Below are 19,232 nucleotides of genomic sequence, written 5' to 3' on the forward strand. Positions count from 1 at the left end.
AAAAAGCCCCGAATCAACTTCGGGGCTTAACCTATTATCTTAAAAAAACAAATACGCCATTCCAACAATAATTGGTAAGGTAATAAACGTACGCAGTAAGAAAATCAATACTAAGTCCAAGAAAGAAACCGGTAATTTTGAACCAAGTAGCAATCCACCAACCTCTGACATGTAGATTAACTGAGTGATGGATACTCCTGCAATCACAAATCGTGTCAGATCATTTGAAATGTCTGCTCCAATAATGGCCGGTAAGAACATATCTGCAAATCCAATGACCATTGTTTGGGCTGCGGCAGCCGCTTCTGGCACTTGAAGCAGTAAGAGAATCGGTACAAACGGAGCTCCTAAATAGGTGAAGAACGGTGTGAACTCCGCTATAATAAGTGCGATTGTTCCGATTGCCATTACGACTGGAACTACGCCCAGCCACATATCTAACACGTTCTGAACTCCGCCTTTTACCACTTTTGAAAAGTCTCCACTTTTTCTCGCTTGAATGACTGCTTGCTCCATGCCCCACTGAAAACGACCTACATTCGCCGGAATGTTTTCGTCCGCTTTTTGAGTAGTGCCTTCATAATACGTATCCGACTTCCTTGATAATGGCGGGATTCTTGGCATGATGATTGCCGCAACCAAGCCTGCAAGTAAGATTGTGAAATAAAATGGTACAAACATATGCTCTAAACGCATTTGGGCTAAAATAACGACTGTAAATGTGATGGAAACAACAGAGAATGTTGTTCCAATGATAGCTGCTTCCCTTTTTGTATAATAGCCTTCTTCGTATTGTTTATTAGTAAGAAGGACCCCAACGGTTCCATCACCTAACCATGAAGCGATGGCGTCAACAGATGAACGTCCAGGTAATCTGAAAAGAGGACGCATCACCTTTGTTAACAATGCTCCAAATAGCTCTAATAAGCCAAAATCAAGTAACAATGGTAAAAAGAGACCTGCAAATAAGAATACGGAAAATAATACAGGAATCAAATCAAATAGCAACGTTCCACCAGTTGTTTCCGACCAAATTGCGGATGGACCAACCTTGTATAACGTCATAATAGCGAAAATCGTTCCAAGAATTCGTGCAATCACCCATACTGGAGATACATAAAAGAGTCCAGATAAAAAGGGAGATTTTGTAATGAATGAAGGTTTAAAGAAAACGGTCAACATAGAAATAATCCCGGTAATTGTAATCAATGCCGTCATAATATAAGGAATTGAACTGCCTAATAATTCTTGTACAATGTCCGCCAAAATCGCAACCGGGATCGTGAAAGAATCTTTGTATTGAAACGGTACAATAAATAACATAATACCGATTAAAGAAGGGATTAGAAATCTTAAATATTCAGTTGTTGCTGTTTTAACTTGTTGTTTTTGGATTGCCATGTTGTTTCACCTCAAATACTATTCGAAAAAAAGTCACAATGATTACTTTATAACAATTTGCATAAAAATGCGAGGGGTTTTTAAATAAAAATGCTTTCAAACGTATAAAAATACTATTCTGAAAAAGCGGTTATTTCTACCAGCATATTTTTTAGCATTCCCAACTCAAACTAAAACATATATGGGGATACTAAAAGAAAGGAGTTGGATACTGATGAAGAAACGCCAAAAGAAGGACGATGCAACCATTGCAGTTGGAATGGACACAGAAACAGATTTACAAGAGGAAGCAACAATGGAAGAGATAGAAAAGGGCGATTACACACAGGTTACGACGTTGTCTTATGACGAAAATGATCCTAGCTAAAGAAGTCGTTAAGGAGCATATCACCATGGTGATTATGCTTCTTTTTTTGTTTGGTGTCATACTTTCTAACATAATCAATCTAAAAATTTTAAAAAATAGTTGATTTTAATCTATATTTTAGATTAATATTAATAATCATATACATGATGTTATATTTTCTAACATCAAATGTAATGTAAAATAACAGTTTGCTTAGAGGGGGAAGTTGAAAATGGACGTTTCTTACTTAATGAACAGTCTATGGGTAATGGTTGGAGCAATTTTAGTTATTTTTATGTTAGGTGGATTCATACTTCTTGAAGCAGGTTCAACCCGAATGAAAAATGCAGGGCATATCGCAGGTAAAACAATTTTTACATTCGGACTTTCGTCATTAGTGTTTTGGGCAGTTGGATTTGGATTTATCTTCGGTGGCAACGCAAACTTTTTTATAGGATTATCTGAATTCTTTTATTCTGGAAAAGAACTTGATTTAGGTCTTAATTCATCTGTTTTCTTTTTATTTCAATTAGCATTTGCAGGAATAGCGATTACAATTGCAACAGGCGGTTTTGCAGAAAGAGCGAAATTATCAGTGTACCTTGTATTTACCATCCTTTTCGCAGCGATTGTTTATCCAGTGGTTGCTCACTGGATTTGGGGTGGCGGCTGGTTAGCGGAGCATGGCAAGCAAGACTTCGCGGGATCGACGGTTGTTCATTTAACAGGGGCAATGGCAGCTTTTGCAGCCACGATTTTATTGAAACCGCGTATTGGAAAATACAATAAGGATGGTTCATCGAATACTCTGTTTGGACATAACCAAGTGTATACAGCGTTGGGGGTATTAATTCTTTGGATCGGTTGGTTTGGGTTTAATGCAGGTAGTACGGTATCTGTAGATGCTGGATTCTTTGGATTCGTTGCACTAAATACGAATTTGGCAGCAGGGGCTGGAGTGGTAGCGGCATTATTCATTTCATGGATTGTATTAGGTAAATCAGATATTCCGACTATGTTAAATGGTGCATTAGCAGGGTTAGTTGCAATTACAGCATCTTGCGCATTTGTTGATACATGGGCAGCTGTGGTGATTGGTTTTGTAGCCGGAATTCTTGTCTTTTATAGTGCGCGATTCTTTGAAAAGAGAAAGATCGATGACCCGATTTTCGCTTTATCAGTTCACGGAGCAGCGGGTATTTGGGGTACATTATCGACTGGATTCTTTGCAACACCAGAGCTTGCAACGGTTGGTCAGGCTGGATTGTTTTATGGTGGTGGATTCACTCAATTAGGCGTACAGTTCTTAGGGGTTGCGACATCAGGTCTCTATGCATTTGTTGTTTCCTTTATCATTCTTGCCGTTCTTAAAAAGGTGATGGGTGGTCTGCGCGTAACAGAGGAAGAGGAAATTATGGGGCTAGACATTAGTGAGCATGGCAGCTATGGTTATCCTGAAGTTTTCTTAGCTAAAGAAGATAAGTTAAGTTCGTAATAGAAACAGCAAGCCTTCTAGCAATAGAGGAGCTTGCTATCATTATGGTTTAGGGGGTGTATTGATGAGCAAGGACATGCAAACATATGAATCAATTAAAAATTTAAGGGAGCAGTTGATTTTCCAGTATCAGATTGATACAGATTCACTAAACCATTTTCATGATAAGGTGATGAAATATATTTTACATTTGGCACTGGAGCAGCAGGTGCAAAAAACCAAAACTCCTCCCTGTGAATTTGTATGGTTTATTACTGGTAGTGGAGGTCGATTGGAGCAAGGATATGTAAGTGACCAAGATCATGGAATTATCTACGCTGAACATTCAAAAGAAGCTTCTCATTTTTTTAGTGAATTAGGAAAAGAGCTTTCTTACGGTTTATACAAAATTGGATATCCATATTGTGAGGGAAAAATTATGCCATCCAATCCTCTATGGTGTAACTCTGTAGAGGGGTGGCAACATCAGATTTCATTATGGATGGAAGAAGAAAGTTGGGAGGCCATACGTTATTTGCAGATTTTTTATGATTCACGAGTTCTTGTAGGAAGTAATCCATTATTACGTGAGATAAAGTCTCATATGCTTGCCAATCAGGAGGTAAATACAAAACTGATAACAAGGCATTTGGAAAACATTAGGTTTGTCAAAAAAGCGATTGGTCCACTTGGTCAACTTGTCGGAGAAGAAAAAGGAGAATACGTAGGAGCGGTCGATTTAAAGCAGACTGCTTTTCTACCTTATGTAAACGCGATTCGAGTGCTTGCGATCAAAGAAGGCTTGTTAGAAACATCCACGCTTGATCGTATTGAGGCTTTACTAAAGAGAGGATACCCCCCTGATTTTAAGAATTATCTCGAACATTTCAAGCTTTTACTCGCACTAAGGAATAATCTCTACAATCATACTCAGTCTTACGAAGCAAGTCATTTTATACCCATTAAGAGTTTAGATAAAAGACGAAAAAAAGAACTCCGCGACATTTTGAAGAGTGGTTACAAACTACATCAGTATGTTCGTTCAATTATCGTCTAGAGGAGTGGTTGAATTATGGCATTTGAACCATTTGTTCAATTTGTACGTGGGCTTCATGGAAAAATAAATACAAGTGGAATGGGTGGGAATCAAGGCCTTAGTTTTCAACAGGTTGCTTTTCTACGTCAAATTCATAGAGATCTTCAACAAGAGGATAAGTTGACAGTACCGTTAGATGAGCTATCTGTTGTCGTGTTTGATATCGAAACAACGGGCTTCTACCCAGACCAAGGGGATGAAATTATTTCACTTGGTGCAATTAAAGTGGAGGGCGGAGCAATTCGCGAAAATGAACAATTTTATTCACTTGTATCCACTAAAAATGAGGTTCCTCAGAAGATTCAAGTATTAACGGGAATAACATCTGAAACGTTAAAAAATGCCCCACCACTTTCGGAGGTTCTCATTCAATTTTTTGAATTTGCGAAAGGGAATCCCCTCGTAGCACATCATGCGAATCATGAGAAAACTTTCATGCATACAGCAAGTTGGAAGCAATTTCGGACCCCATTTAAACATCGGATTATTGATACCTCCTTTTTATACAGGTTAGTAGAACCGGATTTACGATTAACTAGATTAGAAGACTTATGCGAATATCACCAAATCGCAGTAACAAATCGACATCATGCGTTAGGAGATGCTGTTTTAACAGCCAAGCTTTGGTCACTTTATCTACAAAAAATCCAAGAGTTAGGATGCCGTACATTAAGGGATGTTTATGATCGGCTAGCAAAACTTTAAAGAAGCACTCGTTTAAGGTGTTTCTTTTTTATGTTAATTTTACCCAAATTTATGTTGGACAACTACTGTCGTGCTAAAATTGTAGTATACTAAAATAACGGTCTTACAGAAATGATACTCAGTCCTTAGGAGAATGATAATGTTACAGAAACTCAATAAAAAACTAGAAAAACTTATGCCGCTCATTACACCTACAAGTGTAGTACTTGGTGTTTTATTAACTGCGTATTTAGCTCCGTTTTCATATTTAGTACCGTGGATTTTTGCATTTATCACTTTTTCAGGGGCATTAAGTTCAAGTTTTAGTTCTTTAAAGAGAGCTCTCACTCATCCATTTCCAATCTTGATTGCTCTTATAACTTTACATTTAATCATGCCTGCCTGGGCTTGGGTTGTCGGTCATTTAACCTTTCCTGGTGACAGTTTTACGATCACCGGAATGATTTTAGCAGTTGTGATACCAACCGGGATATCAAGCTTTATCTGGGTGGCAATGAAACATGGTAATATTGCATTGACGCTTTCGATTATATTAATTGATACATTAATTTCACCTTTTGTTGTGCCGTATAGTTTAACTTTGTTTGTCGGCAGTAATGTTGAAATGGATATTCTTAGCATCATGCAAGGCCTCCTTTTTATGGTTGTGCTACCCTCTATCCTTGGTATGCTCGTCAATCATTTTACAAAGGGCAAATGTACAAAATCGCTTAGTCCGACTTTGGCTCCATTTTCAAAGATTGGTCTCGGTGTCGTGGTGATGATTAATAGTGCAACGATTGCGCCTTATTTGAAAAATGTGGACTTGAAACTAATCATGACGGGCGCAGTTGTATTTTTTATCGCGTTTTGTGGTTATATGATTTCATGGGGAATCGGTCGCCTGCTAAAGCTAGAATCTGATGTCATTATCGCCCTTATTTTTACGGGGGGGATGCGGAATATTAGCGCAGGTGCCGTCATTGCGATTGCATTCTTCCCGGCCGAGGTTGCGGTTCCGGTCGTTGTAGGAATGCTCTTCCAGCAGATACTAGCTTCAATCTATGCATTCTTCATTGATCGTGTATACTCATTTGAACGTGTTGAACAAAAGTTCACCGCATAACAAACGTTAGTCATTTGGCTAACGTTTTTCTTTAAAAAAAGATTGAAATATTTAGCCCGAACGCATACGATTATATGTTGGGAGGCCATAAAACCTCCTTATACTAATGTATCGGGGGATACTCACTTGACAGTGACCTTACAAAAAATCACACGTGATAATTGGGAGGAATGTATTGATTTAAAAGTAAGTATGGACCAACAAGGTTTTATCGCTTCAAATCTTTATTCATTAGCAGAAGTACAGTTTTTGCCAAACTTTGAGGCGCTCGCTATTTATGCAGATGATAAAATGGTGGGTTTTACAATGTACGGTTTAGATGAGGATGATCATAATTATTGGATTTACCGTATTATGATTGATGAAAAATACCAGGGGAATGGCTTCGGCACTAACGCTCTTTTGCAGGTAATTGAAAATATTAAAGTTAAACCAGATGCCAAAGAAATCATCATCGGGTATAACCCAGATAATATCGAGGCAGAAAGAACGTATTTACGTACAGGCTTTCAACCGAATGGGGTAGCACCTTGGGGAGAAAAACTCGTTCGTTTGAAATTGATCTAATACGTGAAGAATATAAAAAAATAGCGAAGGAGGACATACATATGGAAGAGGCAAAGTACTGCAAAGAATCCTTTGTTGTGAAGACAAGTAATGTTTTTCCACCTGATACAAATTACCATGGAACCATGTTTGGTGGTAAACTGATGGCCTATATTGATGATGTCGCTTCTATTTCAGCCGTAAGACATTCACGTTCACCGGTTGTTACAGCATCAACAGATTCTGTGGATTTTCTTCATCCGATTAACGAAGGTAGCTCTGTTTGTCTAGAGGCTTTCGTTACCTACACGGGACGCTCGTCTATGGAGGTCTTTGTAAAGGTGATTGCAGAGGACTTATATACGGGAGAACGTCATATTTGCGCACTGTCGTTTTTAACCTTTGTTGCCTTAGATGAGAAGGGGAAACCAAAACCCGTTCCAAAGGTCATTCCGAAGTCTGAAGAAGAAAAGATGCTTCACGAATCAGCAAAAGACCGTGCAGAAAATCGGAAAAGACGCAAAAAAGAAAACGAAAAAATGGCGTCTAAATTTAGCATTGCATTACCTTGGGAAGTATAAAAAAGGTTGTCCATAGTCAATTATGACTCGGACAACCTTTTTCAATTAGCTGCGTTGTTCTTTTAGTAAATCACGAATTTCAGTAAGCAATTGCTCCTCTTTTGATGGAGTTGGATCGGCAGGTTTTTCTTCTTCTTTTTTCTTAAACCGTTGGAAAAAGCGAATAAAGAGAAAAATAGAAAAGGAAATAATTAAAAAGTCCACGACTGTTTGTAGAAAAGCACCGTACATGATTTTTTCACCATTAAAGGGGATTGAAGCTTTAGATATGTCGACTCCACCTAGTAAGAAACCAACTAGAGGCATAATAATATCATTCACAAGTGATGTAACGATTTTTCCAAATGCTCCACCAATGATAACCCCGACTGCAAGATCAATTACATTGCCTTTGAGGGCAAACTTTTTAAATTCATTAATCATGAGTAAATTCTCCTTTCAAACCATTTCTTATTTTACATAAATCCTTGGAAAAGAAAATAGTACATAAGGCTTATCCCTTAAATCTTTCTAATTGGTGGAGCATGTTTTCATTTTTTAAGATTTCAATTTGTCTTTCTCCTAATAAATCGAAGTGGGGGAATCCAGTCCGGTTATGGATATACTTTGAAGGAATGCCATATTGTTTGCCCCAATTTTTAAGTTTTTCAAGGTCAGCACAGCCGACTTTTGTCACGGTCGTCATCCCAGGAAAACGGTCGTCAATCCAATAATGCGTCAAAAACGCAATTTCTCCTTGTGAAACCTTCCTTTTCCACTCGAGAAGCTCCTTGCGTCTAATTCCAAAAGCCATAAAAAGTCTCTCCTCTATACAAACATCTATCTTTATTTTACCCATTATATCAAAAACCTATTGAAATAATAGACTGTGACAGTTGTCTTACGATTTATCATTTTAGTTCTATAACAAAATTTTGCTAATAAAATTGTAACATCATCTTAGAAAAAATCGTAAGGAGTGGGATCTTGAAAAAAGCTAACAAATTTATCGTACATGCAGACCGAGAAAGTGTCTATTCAGTTTTTATGGACCCAATGAAATTAGGCCCATGTTTTCCCGGCTGTAAAAAAGTGAAGCAATTAAGTCCAACAAAATATGAAACATTGGTAGAGGTGAAGGTGCAGTTTGTCCCGATTAAAATTCAGGGAGTTGGGGAGTTAAAAGAGTCAATCGAAAATGAAAAGATTGTCGTAGAAATGAAAGGGAAACCCGTTTCACTTGCGGGCTCCTTTACAAATACCCTTACGGCAAACTTAAAAACAATCGAACCGAATCAAACACTTGTTGAATATGAAATGGACTTTGAAATGACTGGTAAATTAGCTTCAATTGGAGAGCTTTTGATGAAAGGATCAAGCAATAAACAGTCTGAGGAGTTCATGAAAAACGTACAAGAGCTGTTTCAACACACGTAAATGAGAGGTATGGCCAATAATGAAGAATATGGCTGATCATTTGAATTTATGGCTGATACCGAAAAAATATGGGTGATACCCAAAAAATATAGCCGATAGGAAATAGTATCGAAAAAAGAGATTAGTAGAGGGAAACCTACTAATCTCTTTTCCTTTTATCTCGTAGTCTCAACCAAATTCTGCACAATTCGTTCTGGATGTGAATAGACATTTAGCTTTCCTCCGCGGATAAAACCAACGGCAGTTATATTCAGTTCTTCAGCCATTTTAATAGCCAAATCGGTTGGTGCTGACTTTGATAAAACAATCCCAACCCCAATTTTCGCGGCCTTTAATAATACCTCAGAAGAAATTCTACCACTAAACACAATCACTTTATCACGAACAGGTATTTTATGATTTAAGCAATATCCATAGATTTTATCAAGAGCATTATGTCTGCCAATATCGGTTCGATTCACAATCATTTCGTTTGGAGTGCAAAGTGCTGCGTTGTGTACACCGCCCGTATCTTTAAAAACAACACTGCTTTGTTGCATTTCGTTCATTAAGGTTATGCATTCTTCAGGTGTGAGGGTAATGGTTGATGTTGATGTTTTGGCTGTTTTTGAGTCATTCACAAAATAGAATTGTCTACCTTTTCCACAACAGGAACCGATAAAACGCTTTGAATAATATTCCTGGCTTGTTGTCACTTCTTTAGTCGTATCAACATACGCATAGCCTTGGCCTTCATCGATATGGAGACTTTTAATTTCGTCTCTAAAACGGATGACTCCTTCTGAAGCTAAAAAGCCAATTACCAGTTCATCAAGCTCTGAAGGGGTACAAACCATCGTTGCAAATTCCTGCTGGTTCAAGATAATAGTCAAAGGAAATTCAGTCACAATTTGATCTTCCTCATCAAAAAGCTGACCATCTTCAAATTTGATAATCCCTTTTCTAACAGTAATGGAATCCATCATCTATACACCTCACTTTCCTTTCAAGATTGAATAACGCATCTAGTTACTAAATATATAATCATACTTTTATTGGAAGGACAACAATAAAAAATTTTCACTACTCGTAATAGTTAAATAAAAGCTATTGTTTTATTTTGCTAGCTTTGGTAATATTTTATTATATAGTTCACAATATTGACACACTTTTGTCACAGGATAGCGAACCTGTCTCTGCTGCAAAAGGTGCGATTTTGGAAACGATTACTGTTAATTTTGTAGTAGCGAACCTGCTAAGGAAATTAACCGTCATCATCCTTTTTATGCTTATTCAAGCATAAGGCTGCTGGCGGTTTTTTTATTTTTTCTAACTACTGCAAAATGTAACCTATTATTTCAAAACAAAGGAGAGAAGAAATGGAAAAGACAAAAAATCGTTGGCTGATTGCAGCCTCGGCCGTTGGAATTCACTTATCAATCGGTTCTGTTTACGCCTGGAGCGTATTTACAAAACCTCTACAATCAGAATTCGGATGGGATTTAACTGACATCAGCATGACCTTTAGTATCGCGATTCTTTTCTTAGGATTATCAGCAGCTTTCCTAGGGCATTTTGTTGAAAAATATGGCCCTCGCGCATCTGGCATTTTAGCTGCTATATTCTTTGGTGTCGGTATCACGGGATCTGGTCTTGCGATTAACCTAGAATCATTGCCATTATTGTATTTATTCTATGGTGCGTTAGGTGGAATTGGTCTAGGCGTTGGATACATTGCTCCAGTATCAACACTTGTAAAATGGTTCCCTGACAGACGTGGCATGGCAACGGGCCTTGCGATTATGGGGTTTGGATTTGCGTCGTTGATCAGTAGTCCCATCATGCAAAAACTCATTGTATCAGTAGGAATTGCAAATACGTTTTATATTCTTGGAATCTCTTATTTTATCATTATGATCTTGGCGTCACTTTACCTTGCACCACCGAAAGAAGGCTGGTTACCGGCTGGCTTTAAAGAGAAGGTTTCGAGTGGAGCGAAGAAGGTAAAACAGGATTTATCACAATTAACGGCAAACCAAGCGGTAAAGACAAAACGTTTTTATTATTTATGGATTATGCTCTTTATCAATGTTACGTGCGGTATAGCAATCATCTCTGCTGCTTCTCCACTTGCACAGGAAAGCGTAGGCTTAACTCCAGTTGCAGCTGCAGCGTTAGTAGGAGTCTTAGGCGCATTCAACGGGCTTGGTCGAATTGGTTGGGCGTCAGTGTCTGATTACTTAGGGAGGCCTAATACATATACAGTATTTTTCCTTATCCAAGTAATTGCGTTTCCGTTACTACCACATGTGTCGAATCCAGTGTTATTTCAGGTATTACTGGCACTTATTTATACATGTTACGGTGGTGGGTTCGCTGCAATCCCAGCTTACATTGGGGACTTGTTTGGAACAAAACAGCTTGGTGCAATTCACGGCTACATTTTAACGGCATGGGCAGCGGCAGGTCTTGCTGGTCCAATGTTCGCATCTTGGATTCGGGACACAACTGGAAGCTATACACAAAGCTTAACAGTATTTACTGCACTCTTTGCAGTGGCACTAGCGGTTTCACTGCTAATTCGTTTGGATATTAAAAAACTTCGAAAGCAACAATCTACGAATGCTGCTGAGCTTGCTGGTTGACATTCTTTGTAATCTTGATTAACTTTAGGTTAATGAGTAACTAGTAAGAGGTAGACAAAAAATGAATAAATACGAAGCCGAGTTTAGCAATCTAGTAAGGTCGTTTCGGAAAAAGCACATGGGGAAAGGACCTAGCAAAATCACCACAACCTTTTGTAAAAATTGGGCCATATGTGAGATGGAAGGAAACCTATCACCAGTTGAAAAATTTATTGCCGGTGCGGATGAAGGAAAACAAATGCTTCGTGCGGCAAGAACCGAAATGGTAAAAGAAATGTACCGAAAAAATAGACCAGTTGAAATGGAAGAGTTTTTAGGTTCAAACCTAGTTGATCTGTTTGTTGATATTGATATTGATCGAGATTTCGGAATGTCAGTCTTTGTATTTGATCAAGATTTAGAGAAGAAGTTTAAAACAAAATAATCTTGTGTTGGCACTTGGTAGCGACCCTGCTAAAGACTAACCACCGTTTCATTTTTCTATGTAAGTAGAGAATCATGTTTCGGTGGTTTTTTCTATAATTTTAGAGTTTTAGAAGGATTAAGATGTTTAAATGCCGAAAGCTTAGTTAAGATTATTCAGCAATCCCAAGTGCTTTGCTGAATAATCTTAAAGCCTCCGGCGGATGCCACGATTTTTCAAAGGTAGTTTTTCGAGCGAGCTCGAAAAAAATCGGGCGCAAATACGCCATGGCGTATTTGAATATATATTGACTTTGACCATAGACATAGTAATAACGAGAAATGAGGAGAAGGAGGAGTAAGACGTGGGAGAAACAAAGCATCAGGGACCTATAAAATCAACAAAAATGCCACAACCAAAGCATTGGGTCAGTCCAATCCCATTTGGTTTAGGAAAAGTGAAGCCAAAACACATACGAGATACAATGAAAGTTGCATGGGAAAACAAGGACAATCTAGGGTATGCGACTCGTATATTAACGCAAGGTGTTTGTGACGGATGTGCACTTGGTGTTTCTGGACTTTATGATCAAACATTGACAGGTCCACATATGTGCACGACACGTTTAAATGTACTGCGTTTAAGTACAATGCCAGCGATTCAATCGGATATTCTACATGCAGATATCGATGAGCTCCGTAAGCTTAATAGCACTGAACTAAGAAAGCTCGGAAGAATTCCGTATCCGATGATCCGTCGTAAAGGAGAAAGAAAGTTTTCTAGAATTTCCTGGGATGAAGCGATGGACATGATTGCAAATAAAATGAAGAAGTTGAACCCAAAGCAGTATGCATTTTACCTAACTTCCCGAGGGATTACGAATGAATCCTATTATGTGGCTGCTAAGGTATCTCGTTTCTTAGGAACGAACCATATTGATAACGCTTCCCGTATTTGTCATTCACCTAGTAAAACAGCGATGAAGCGTTCTATCGGTGTTGGGGCATCAACATCCAACTATCAGGACTGGATGGGTACAGACGTATTGGTATTCTGGGGAAGTGTTGCATCAAACAGTTCACCTGTTTCAACGAAATACATGCTTGAAGCTAAAAAGCGTGGTACCAAAATTATAGTTATTAACCCACACAGAGAACCTGCAATGGATAAATACTGGATCCCATCTAATATGGAATCTGCCCTATTTGGAACAAAGCTCGCAGATGATTTTTACCAAGTTAGCATTGGCGGAGACATTGCCTTCATGTTTGGAATTATGAAGCATTGGTTTGAAATGGAAGAAAAACAACAAGGTTCTGCGATTAATCATAAGTTCGTGAAGGAACATGTAAATGGGTATGAAGAATTAAAAGCACATGCCAAAGCGCAAAGTTGGGACGAAATTGAGAAGTCATCCGGTGTATCAAAAGAAAGAATCGGAGAACTTGCACAACTTTTAGCCAAAAGTAAAAATGCTGTGTACACATGGGCAATGGGCTTAACGATGCATTCATTTGCAACTGATAATATTTCACAGGTTGCAAATCTTGCCTTGCTTCGTGGCCACTTAGGTCGCAAGTATAACGGACTAATGCCATTTCGTGGACACTCTTCTGTACAAGGTTCTGGTGAAATGGGAGCCGATCCATTTGTACTGCCAGGTGGCGAATTTGATGAAAAAAATAGGAAGCGCCTTGAAGAGATTTGGGGCTTTGAGATACAAAATTGGCAAGGGGATATTGTGGGTGTTACTCTCGAAAATATCGTACTCCCAGAGGATCATGAGCGAAAGGTAAAACTTTATTATATGTCTGGAGGCAATTTCCTTGAAACGATGCCAGACCCTACGTTTGTTGAAAAAGCATTGTCTGAACTAGATATCCGTGTGCATCAAGATATTATTTTAAACACTTCAACACTCGTGGATGCAAAAGAAGCCGTTATTGTTTTACCGGCAAAAACAAGATATGAACAAGAGGGTGGAGGAACTTCAACATCTACAGAGCGCATGGTTTATTTTTCACCTGAAATTGAAGGGAATAAAAATGAAATTGCTGAAGCACGCGCTGAGTGGAAGATCTATGTTGACCTTGCCAAGCGAGTTAAACCTGAAAACGCACATTTAGTTGATTTTAAAAGCGGACAGGAAATTCGCGATGAAATTGCGATTGCCAATCCGAACTACAACGGTATACAACACCTCAAGAAAAAAGGAGATGTGTTCCAATGGGGAGGAGCATGGCTTTGTGAAGGTGGAGTGTGTCCGACTCCGGATGGAAAGGGAAGTCTAATCCCTGTTGATATCCCTGATTTCGGTAAAAAGGAAGAACAATTCGTACTCACGACTCGCCGTGGAAAGCAATTTAATTCGATGATTTATAAAGAGGTTGATCCATTCAATGGGGCTGGACGTTATGATGTATTAATTAATCCAATGGATGCGAAAGAGCTTCGTGTTGCAGACGGTGAAGCAATCGTTGTTCACAATGGCTTTGGAGTATTCCAAGGAAAAGCCAAGTTTGCTGATATCGCCAGAAAAAATCTAGGCGTTCACTTCCCAGAAGGTAACTTTTTATTACCAAGAGGACGCTATGAAAAATTTGCTGGTATTCCTGATTATAATATTGCGGTGTATGTGGAAAAAGCAGAGCGCTTCAATGCTCGAAAAGATACACAATATCAAGAAAAAGAAATTGCGGATGATTTAAATATTGATCCTCCAGCATAACACTATCGCCCCCAAGCCAAAATTGGGGGCATTTTCATGGGCAAAAGCGGGAATGGCTAACAATATACTCTGATTGGATGAAGGGATGTTACCATTGATTTCGTTTCGTGGAGATGCACATAAAATTTATCTTAGGCTAAAAAAGAATATAGAGCATGACTCGACTTTCCAACATGTAAAAGATATGGAGGAAGTCCGAGGTATCAAGTCTTTTTATGAAAAAATTGATTCACACACGTTACAAATCATTTATTACCGCATGTTAAAAGAGCAAAATGGTTCTGGCATCATTCCTATATTAATTACGGCAATCCCGTGGTTTTTGTTTCTTTTTGCAAGCCAATTACAAAAGTTCCTGTTTGGGAAGGGTTATTTGTATTTGATCCTTTTCAGTATCATTTACTTTGCCTTGCTTTTCTTTAGTGTGATTCTTCATTTTCGTGAAAAAGCATGGGCTTCCTTTCACATCCAAATGATTTGTGACATCTTAGAGGAACGAAAAGAAGTTGGGCAATGAATTTGTGGTATCACACTAGGCTTGTTGCTAACTGCAGAAAAGATATTTTGAACAAGTATTGGTGAAGCGCTTTAACAAGAATGTAATAGTTGAGGTTTCGGACAGAAATCGCCGGGAATTATAAAGTTGGGTCAGAATCAGCTGTGAATTCTGACAGCCATCGCCGAAAATTATCAAGTAGAGTCTGAATCAGGTGTGGATTCTGACAGCCATCGCCGGAAATTATCAAGTAGAGTCCGAATCAGGTGTGGATTCTGACAGTCATCGTTGGCAAATAACAAGTGGAGTCCGAATCAGGTGTGGATTCTGACAGTCATTGCCGGAAATTATCAAGTAGAGTCTGAATCAGCTATGGATTCTGACAGCCAACGCCGGAATTTCTTATGTAGAGTCCGAATCAGCGGTGGATTCTGACAGCCATCGCCGGAACTTATTAAGTAGAGTCCGAATCAGCCAGAAATTATGACAAACAACCTTGGAACTAATCGATCTAAGTCTGAAATACCCACATTCCCACTTGCGAACGTACTACAAATCTAGTAAATAAGAAACTTGGTTTCTTCGTTAAGAACATAAAAAAGCATGTCAGCCTAATTAAAGGTGACACGCAATTATTTTTTATCCAGAATATCACTAACTTCCATAGTCACCTGAAGGAAAACCTCAATTTCTTTTCTAATAAAGAAGTTGGATAATAGTTAGTGTTAACAGCCCCATCATGACAGATGAGAGTAACCCTAAGAATAATGGACGTAGGCCAACTGATTTGATCTTTTTGAAATCAGTACCTAGCCCCACACTTGCCATGACCATAATGATTAGAAATTTGGCAACCCCATCTGTTACACTCGTAATCGATGTTGGAAGCGAGAAGATCGTATTGACCGCCACCGCTCCAGCGAAAAATAAGATAAAAATCGGAAATACTTTACTTATTTTGACTTTGCTGCCCGCGGCTCCCTTTGATTTCATAGAAACAATGATAGATAGAATGAGAGTAACTGGTACGAGCATAAGTGTTCGGATCAATTTGATGATGACGGAAGTATCGCCTGCAGCACTGCTATAGCTATATCCAGCAGCTACTACGGATGAAGTATCATGTATTGCGACACCTGCCCAGATTCCAAAAATATGGTCTGGCATGGAAAAAAGTTGTCCTATTAGTGGGTAAAACAACACCGCCAGCACGTTGAAAGCAAAGATGGTATTAATCGCATAGGCGGTTTCTTCCTCTTTTGCACGAACAATGGGGCTTGATGTCACAATGGCTGTAGCTCCACATATCGCCGTTCCAAGAGAAACAAGAATGGGAATATTTCCACTCAACCTAAAGAGCTTGGCCAATAAAAATGTAAAAACAATCCCCGCTAAAACCGCTATTACAACTAATAGAATGGCTTCATATCCTAGTTGAAAGATACTCGCATAACTAAGACCAAAACCAAGTAGAACAATGGCTGTCTTAAGCAACGTTTTCAATGTGTAGGAAATTCCTTCTGAGAAAACAGTCGGAATACCCAAAAAGTTTCGGACCATGATTCCGATGATGATGGCAATTACCGCTCCGCCGATCAACGGAAAATCCTTACCTAATGAGTTCGCCAAAACGCCTATAATAAAAACAAGAGCCACACCAGGAAGTCTATTTCGAAGTGAATGTGTATGCTCTAATAAAAAAGATTTTTTTTCGTAAGATTGTGATACTTGTAGATTTGCATTACTCACGTGTTTCATCCCTCAATATATTTAATAAGTTTTATCTTACCATATCGTGGACACCCTTCACACCTTTAAGTTCTTCCTTTATAATTATCTTATCTATTGATCAAAGACAAAATGTCACGTCCTGTGGCAACGTCTTTGTAAACTCAAATCGTTTTGGACTAAAAAAAGAGGAAGTGAATACTCACTTCCTAACACGAACAGATAAAGAATAAGGAGCTAACACCACACTGTATAGTATGCACAAAGTCATGCGGACATGTGGGGTAGTACACTACGTCAAACGCACATTTTTGCCAAAATCAGTAAAATAATTTTAAAAAGGTGTTTTTTATGATTGAACAAGCGAAACAGGTATTACAGTCGTATTTTGGATATTCTTCCTTCAGACCTGGGCAGGAATCCATTATTGAGAACATTTTAGAAGGAAACGATACACTCGCGATTATGCCAACTGGGGGCGGGAAGTCTTTATGCTATCAAATTCCAGCCTTGATTTTTGAAGGAATAACAATCGTCATTTCTCCTTTGATTTCCTTGATGAAGGACCAGGTAGACACTTTGCTCGGAGTTGGAATTGCGGCTACTTATATCAATAGTAGTATTTCCTTGCAGGAAATTCAGGAAAGGCTGCAGGATGCAAGGCTTGGCCGTTATAAAATCATTTATATTGCTCCTGAACGACTCGAATCCTCTCAATTTCGATCTCTATTATCTTCTATCCCCATTTCAATGATTGCTGTTGATGAAGCACACTGTATTTCACAGTGGGGACATGATTTCAGGCCTAGCTATCGAAACATCCAATATATGATTGCGGAACTTTCGGAAAAGCCAGTTGTTGCTGCATTAACTGCAACCGCAACTGTTGAAGTAAAGGATGATATTTGCAGCCAATTGCAAATTACCCCATCTGCTGTCTTTATTACCGGGTTTGCTAGAGAAAATCTAACATTTAATATCCTAAAAGGTGAGAACAAGCGAGATTTTGTCAAAAGCTTTTTAAAAGAAAATAAGAACCAATCTGGAATTGTGTATGCTGCAACGCGCCGGGAAGTCAATGAACTTCATGCGTTTTTAGAAAAAGAAGGACATTTAGTAGGAAAATACCATGCAGGACTTTCCGATGAGGAGCGAAAAAGGGCTCAGGAGGATTTCTTATTTGATACGGTCAATGTCATGATTGCGACTAATGCGTTTGGAATGGGGATTGATAAAAGTAACGTAAGATTTGTCATTCACTACAACCTCCCGAAAAATATAGAAGCGTATTATCAAGAAGCGGGACGAGCAGGGCGTGATGGTGAAAAAAGTGATTGTTACCTCTTATTCGCTTCACAGGATATCCAGCTACAAAAGTTCCTGATTGAGCAATCGACAATGGATGAAGGCAAAAAAGAGCAAGAATATTATAAGCTACAGCAAATGATTGATTATTGTCATACAGAAAAATGCCTACAAACCTATATTCTAGAATACTTCGGAGAGAACGAAAGTCCCGAATGTGGTCGTTGTTTTAACTGTACGGATGACCGTGAAAAAATAGATGTAACCACAGAATCGCTCATGGTGTTTTCCTGTATCAAACGAATGAAAGAACGATTTGGAAAGACGTTAGTTGCCCAGGTGTTGAAAGGATCAAGAAACAAAAAAATCCTTGAATTAGGGTTTACATCCTTATCCACATATGGCCTGCTCAAGCGATATTCTGAAAAACAAATTGTCGGATTAATCGACTATTTAGCTGCCGAAGGCTATGTCAAACTGACAAACTCACAGTATCCAGTGCTTATTCTTGATGCAAAAGCTCTGCCTGTTCTTAAAGGGGAAGTAAAAATTTATAAGAAGGAACAGGTGATGAAAAAACAGGTTGTAACTGATAATACATTATTTGAAATTCTTCGCGAGGTCAGAAAAGAAATTTCGACCCGGGATCAAGTGCCGCCATATATTGTCTTTTCCGATAGTACATTACGTGAAATGAGTGAAGTGGCGCCGACGGAAGAAAAAGAGTTGCTTGAAATTAAAGGCGTTGCTAAGACAAAACTAGAGCGTTACGGGGAAGATTTCCTTTCTGTGATTCGCAAGTACATCGAGGAGAAAAGTGCAGTTGTCGAATAAAAGGATAGTCGAAAGGCACCACAGTTGATTGTGGTGCCTTTCGTTATGCTTGGAAGAGTTCCTCCATTGCAAGATTACGCTTTTGTTGTTCTTCTTCAGTCACTAAATCATATTTTTTTAATAGGTGAAACAATTCATTTAATGTGAGTTGCGTGTGCTCTTGCTCTAAAAACAGTGCCGCCTTGTTATAGAGTTCGTTGGGCAAAAAGCTTTCCTGGCTCTGGAGCTTTTTAACAACATCGGCTTTCGAATGATCGATATTACAAGTAGACATCAAATTCCCTCCATTTTCCTATTCTATTTTAATTTTAGCACGTTTGTAAGTAGATTAGGAGGATGGAAACTAATATGCTGTTAATGAGAAGCTTGTGGGAAGAATGATTGTTGGAAAACAGTGTTACCTTCATTGTGTTTAGTTGTGTTTAGGAGAAGGCTAACCTGGGG

At 38.7% G+C, this 19,232-nt stretch carries 19 protein-coding genes; 13 read left to right on the forward strand and 6 right to left on the reverse strand.

Annotated elements, in window-relative coordinates:
• Positions 1-39: 39 nt before the first annotated feature.
• Positions 40-1,401 carry a YjiH family protein gene (locus tag ACFSFW_RS03225; RefSeq protein WP_388035171.1) on the reverse strand — a complete coding sequence of 454 codons (1,362 nt, stop codon included), beginning with the start codon at positions 1,399-1,401 and terminating at the stop codon, positions 40-42.
• Positions 1,402-1,615: 214 nt separating this feature from the next.
• Here ACFSFW_RS03225 and ACFSFW_RS03230 point away from each other — a divergent pair, with 214 nt between their 5' ends.
• From ACFSFW_RS03230 to ACFSFW_RS03260, 7 genes are all read left to right on the forward strand, one after another.
• A complete protein-coding gene (locus tag ACFSFW_RS03230) occupies positions 1,616-1,768 on the forward strand; it encodes a hypothetical protein (protein WP_388035174.1) in 153 nt (50 codons plus the stop codon).
• A gap of 211 nt (positions 1,769-1,979) precedes the next feature.
• Positions 1,980-3,242, forward strand: a complete 1,263-nt coding sequence (locus ACFSFW_RS03235; RefSeq protein ID WP_388035176.1) for an ammonium transporter — start codon at positions 1,980-1,982, stop codon at positions 3,240-3,242.
• A gap of 64 nt (positions 3,243-3,306) precedes the next feature.
• Complete coding sequence (locus ACFSFW_RS03240; RefSeq protein WP_388035178.1) at positions 3,307-4,278, forward strand: DUF294 nucleotidyltransferase-like domain-containing protein; 972 nt, start codon at positions 3,307-3,309, stop codon at positions 4,276-4,278.
• 15 nt (positions 4,279-4,293) lie between these two features.
• The gene (locus ACFSFW_RS03245) at positions 4,294-5,022 is read left to right on the forward strand and encodes an exonuclease domain-containing protein (RefSeq protein WP_388035181.1); all 729 of its coding nucleotides are present in this window, start codon (positions 4,294-4,296) and stop codon (positions 5,020-5,022) included.
• 139 nt (positions 5,023-5,161) lie between these two features.
• Complete coding sequence (locus tag ACFSFW_RS03250; RefSeq protein ID WP_388035184.1) at positions 5,162-6,127, forward strand: bile acid:sodium symporter family protein; 966 nt, start codon at positions 5,162-5,164, stop codon at positions 6,125-6,127.
• Between the two features lie 132 nt (positions 6,128-6,259).
• The gene (locus ACFSFW_RS03255; RefSeq protein ID WP_388036015.1) at positions 6,260-6,694 is read left to right on the forward strand and encodes a GNAT family N-acetyltransferase; all 435 of its coding nucleotides are present in this window, start codon (positions 6,260-6,262) and stop codon (positions 6,692-6,694) included.
• 41 nt (positions 6,695-6,735) lie between these two features.
• Positions 6,736-7,254 carry an acyl-CoA thioesterase gene (locus ACFSFW_RS03260; protein ID WP_388035187.1) on the forward strand — a complete coding sequence of 173 codons (519 nt, stop codon included), beginning with the start codon at positions 6,736-6,738 and terminating at the stop codon, positions 7,252-7,254.
• A gap of 45 nt (positions 7,255-7,299) precedes the next feature.
• Here ACFSFW_RS03260 and mscL read toward each other — a convergent pair whose 3' ends face one another.
• Positions 7,300-7,677 carry a large conductance mechanosensitive channel protein MscL gene (mscL, locus tag ACFSFW_RS03265; RefSeq protein ID WP_388035189.1) on the reverse strand — a complete coding sequence of 126 codons (378 nt, stop codon included), beginning with the start codon at positions 7,675-7,677 and terminating at the stop codon, positions 7,300-7,302.
• A gap of 70 nt (positions 7,678-7,747) precedes the next feature.
• Positions 7,748-8,047: a hypothetical protein gene (locus ACFSFW_RS03270; RefSeq protein WP_304212220.1), complete on the reverse strand. Its 300-nt coding sequence runs from the start codon at positions 8,045-8,047 to the stop codon at positions 7,748-7,750.
• Positions 8,048-8,220: 173 nt separating this feature from the next.
• On the opposite strand from ACFSFW_RS03270, the gene ACFSFW_RS03275 reads away from it, so the two are divergent.
• Positions 8,221-8,670, forward strand: coding sequence for an SRPBCC family protein (locus ACFSFW_RS03275; protein ID WP_099363205.1), 450 nt, complete (start codon positions 8,221-8,223; stop codon positions 8,668-8,670).
• Positions 8,671-8,825: 155 nt separating this feature from the next.
• On the opposite strand, the gene fdhD is transcribed toward ACFSFW_RS03275, so the two are convergent.
• Positions 8,826-9,635: a formate dehydrogenase accessory sulfurtransferase FdhD gene (gene fdhD, locus ACFSFW_RS03280; protein ID WP_388035194.1), complete on the reverse strand. Its 810-nt coding sequence runs from the start codon at positions 9,633-9,635 to the stop codon at positions 8,826-8,828.
• A gap of 393 nt (positions 9,636-10,028) precedes the next feature.
• Between fdhD and ACFSFW_RS03285 the strand changes: the two genes are divergently transcribed.
• The 4 genes from ACFSFW_RS03285 to ACFSFW_RS03300 all read left to right on the forward strand — a co-directional run bounded on the left by ACFSFW_RS03285 (position 10,029) and on the right by ACFSFW_RS03300 (position 14,942).
• A complete protein-coding gene (locus ACFSFW_RS03285; protein ID WP_388035197.1) occupies positions 10,029-11,294 on the forward strand; it encodes an L-lactate MFS transporter in 1,266 nt (421 codons plus the stop codon).
• Positions 11,295-11,355: 61 nt separating this feature from the next.
• The gene (locus ACFSFW_RS03290) at positions 11,356-11,718 is read left to right on the forward strand and encodes a Na-translocating system protein MpsC family protein (RefSeq protein WP_309099916.1); all 363 of its coding nucleotides are present in this window, start codon (positions 11,356-11,358) and stop codon (positions 11,716-11,718) included.
• Positions 11,719-12,061: 343 nt separating this feature from the next.
• Positions 12,062-14,425, forward strand: coding sequence for an FdhF/YdeP family oxidoreductase (locus ACFSFW_RS03295; RefSeq protein WP_304212204.1), 2,364 nt, complete (start codon positions 12,062-12,064; stop codon positions 14,423-14,425).
• Positions 14,426-14,510: 85 nt separating this feature from the next.
• Positions 14,511-14,942 (forward strand): hypothetical protein, encoded by a 432-nt coding sequence (locus ACFSFW_RS03300; protein WP_388035201.1) that lies wholly within the window; start codon positions 14,511-14,513, stop codon positions 14,940-14,942.
• Between the two features lie 675 nt (positions 14,943-15,617).
• On the opposite strand, the gene ACFSFW_RS03305 is transcribed toward ACFSFW_RS03300, so the two are convergent.
• Positions 15,618-16,670 (reverse strand): YeiH family protein, encoded by a 1,053-nt coding sequence (locus ACFSFW_RS03305; protein WP_388035204.1) that lies wholly within the window; start codon positions 16,668-16,670, stop codon positions 15,618-15,620.
• A gap of 330 nt (positions 16,671-17,000) precedes the next feature.
• On the opposite strand from ACFSFW_RS03305, the gene recQ reads away from it, so the two are divergent.
• A complete protein-coding gene (gene recQ, locus ACFSFW_RS03310; RefSeq protein WP_388035206.1) occupies positions 17,001-18,788 on the forward strand; it encodes a DNA helicase RecQ in 1,788 nt (595 codons plus the stop codon).
• Between the two features lie 43 nt (positions 18,789-18,831).
• Here the strand turns inward: recQ and ACFSFW_RS03315 are convergent, their stop codons facing one another.
• On the reverse strand, positions 18,832-19,062 hold the full coding sequence (locus ACFSFW_RS03315) for a hypothetical protein (protein ID WP_388035209.1): 231 nt from the start codon (positions 19,060-19,062) through the stop codon (positions 18,832-18,834).
• Positions 19,063-19,232: the final 170 nt, after the last annotated feature.

The organism is Ferdinandcohnia salidurans (assembly GCF_042680725.1).
Taxonomy (GTDB): domain Bacteria; phylum Bacillota; class Bacilli; order Bacillales; family Bacillaceae_L; genus Ferdinandcohnia; species Ferdinandcohnia salidurans.

Coding starts and splice junctions, on each gene's coding strand:
- ACFSFW_RS03300 (WP_388035201.1), top strand. CDS start 14,511: ATGTTACCATTGATTTCGTTTCGTGGAGATGCACATAAAATTTATCTT.
- ACFSFW_RS03245 (WP_388035181.1), top strand. CDS start 4,294: ATGGCATTTGAACCATTTGTTCAATTTGTACGTGGGCTTCATGGAAAA.
- mscL (WP_388035189.1), bottom strand. CDS start 7,677: ATGATTAATGAATTTAAAAAGTTTGCCCTCAAAGGCAATGTAATTGAT.
- fdhD (WP_388035194.1), bottom strand. CDS start 9,635: ATGATGGATTCCATTACTGTTAGAAAAGGGATTATCAAATTTGAAGAT.
- ACFSFW_RS03285 (WP_388035197.1), top strand. CDS start 10,029: ATGGAAAAGACAAAAAATCGTTGGCTGATTGCAGCCTCGGCCGTTGGA.
- ACFSFW_RS03260 (WP_388035187.1), top strand. CDS start 6,736: ATGGAAGAGGCAAAGTACTGCAAAGAATCCTTTGTTGTGAAGACAAGT.
- ACFSFW_RS03235 (WP_388035176.1), top strand. CDS start 1,980: ATGGACGTTTCTTACTTAATGAACAGTCTATGGGTAATGGTTGGAGCA.
- recQ (WP_388035206.1), top strand. CDS start 17,001: ATGATTGAACAAGCGAAACAGGTATTACAGTCGTATTTTGGATATTCT.
- ACFSFW_RS03315 (WP_388035209.1), bottom strand. CDS start 19,062: ATGTCTACTTGTAATATCGATCATTCGAAAGCCGATGTTGTTAAAAAG.
- ACFSFW_RS03225 (WP_388035171.1), bottom strand. CDS start 1,401: ATGGCAATCCAAAAACAACAAGTTAAAACAGCAACAACTGAATATTTA.
- ACFSFW_RS03230 (WP_388035174.1), top strand. CDS start 1,616: ATGAAGAAACGCCAAAAGAAGGACGATGCAACCATTGCAGTTGGAATG.
- ACFSFW_RS03250 (WP_388035184.1), top strand. CDS start 5,162: ATGTTACAGAAACTCAATAAAAAACTAGAAAAACTTATGCCGCTCATT.
- ACFSFW_RS03240 (WP_388035178.1), top strand. CDS start 3,307: ATGAGCAAGGACATGCAAACATATGAATCAATTAAAAATTTAAGGGAG.
- ACFSFW_RS03270 (WP_304212220.1), bottom strand. CDS start 8,047: ATGGCTTTTGGAATTAGACGCAAGGAGCTTCTCGAGTGGAAAAGGAAG.
- ACFSFW_RS03290 (WP_309099916.1), top strand. CDS start 11,356: ATGAATAAATACGAAGCCGAGTTTAGCAATCTAGTAAGGTCGTTTCGG.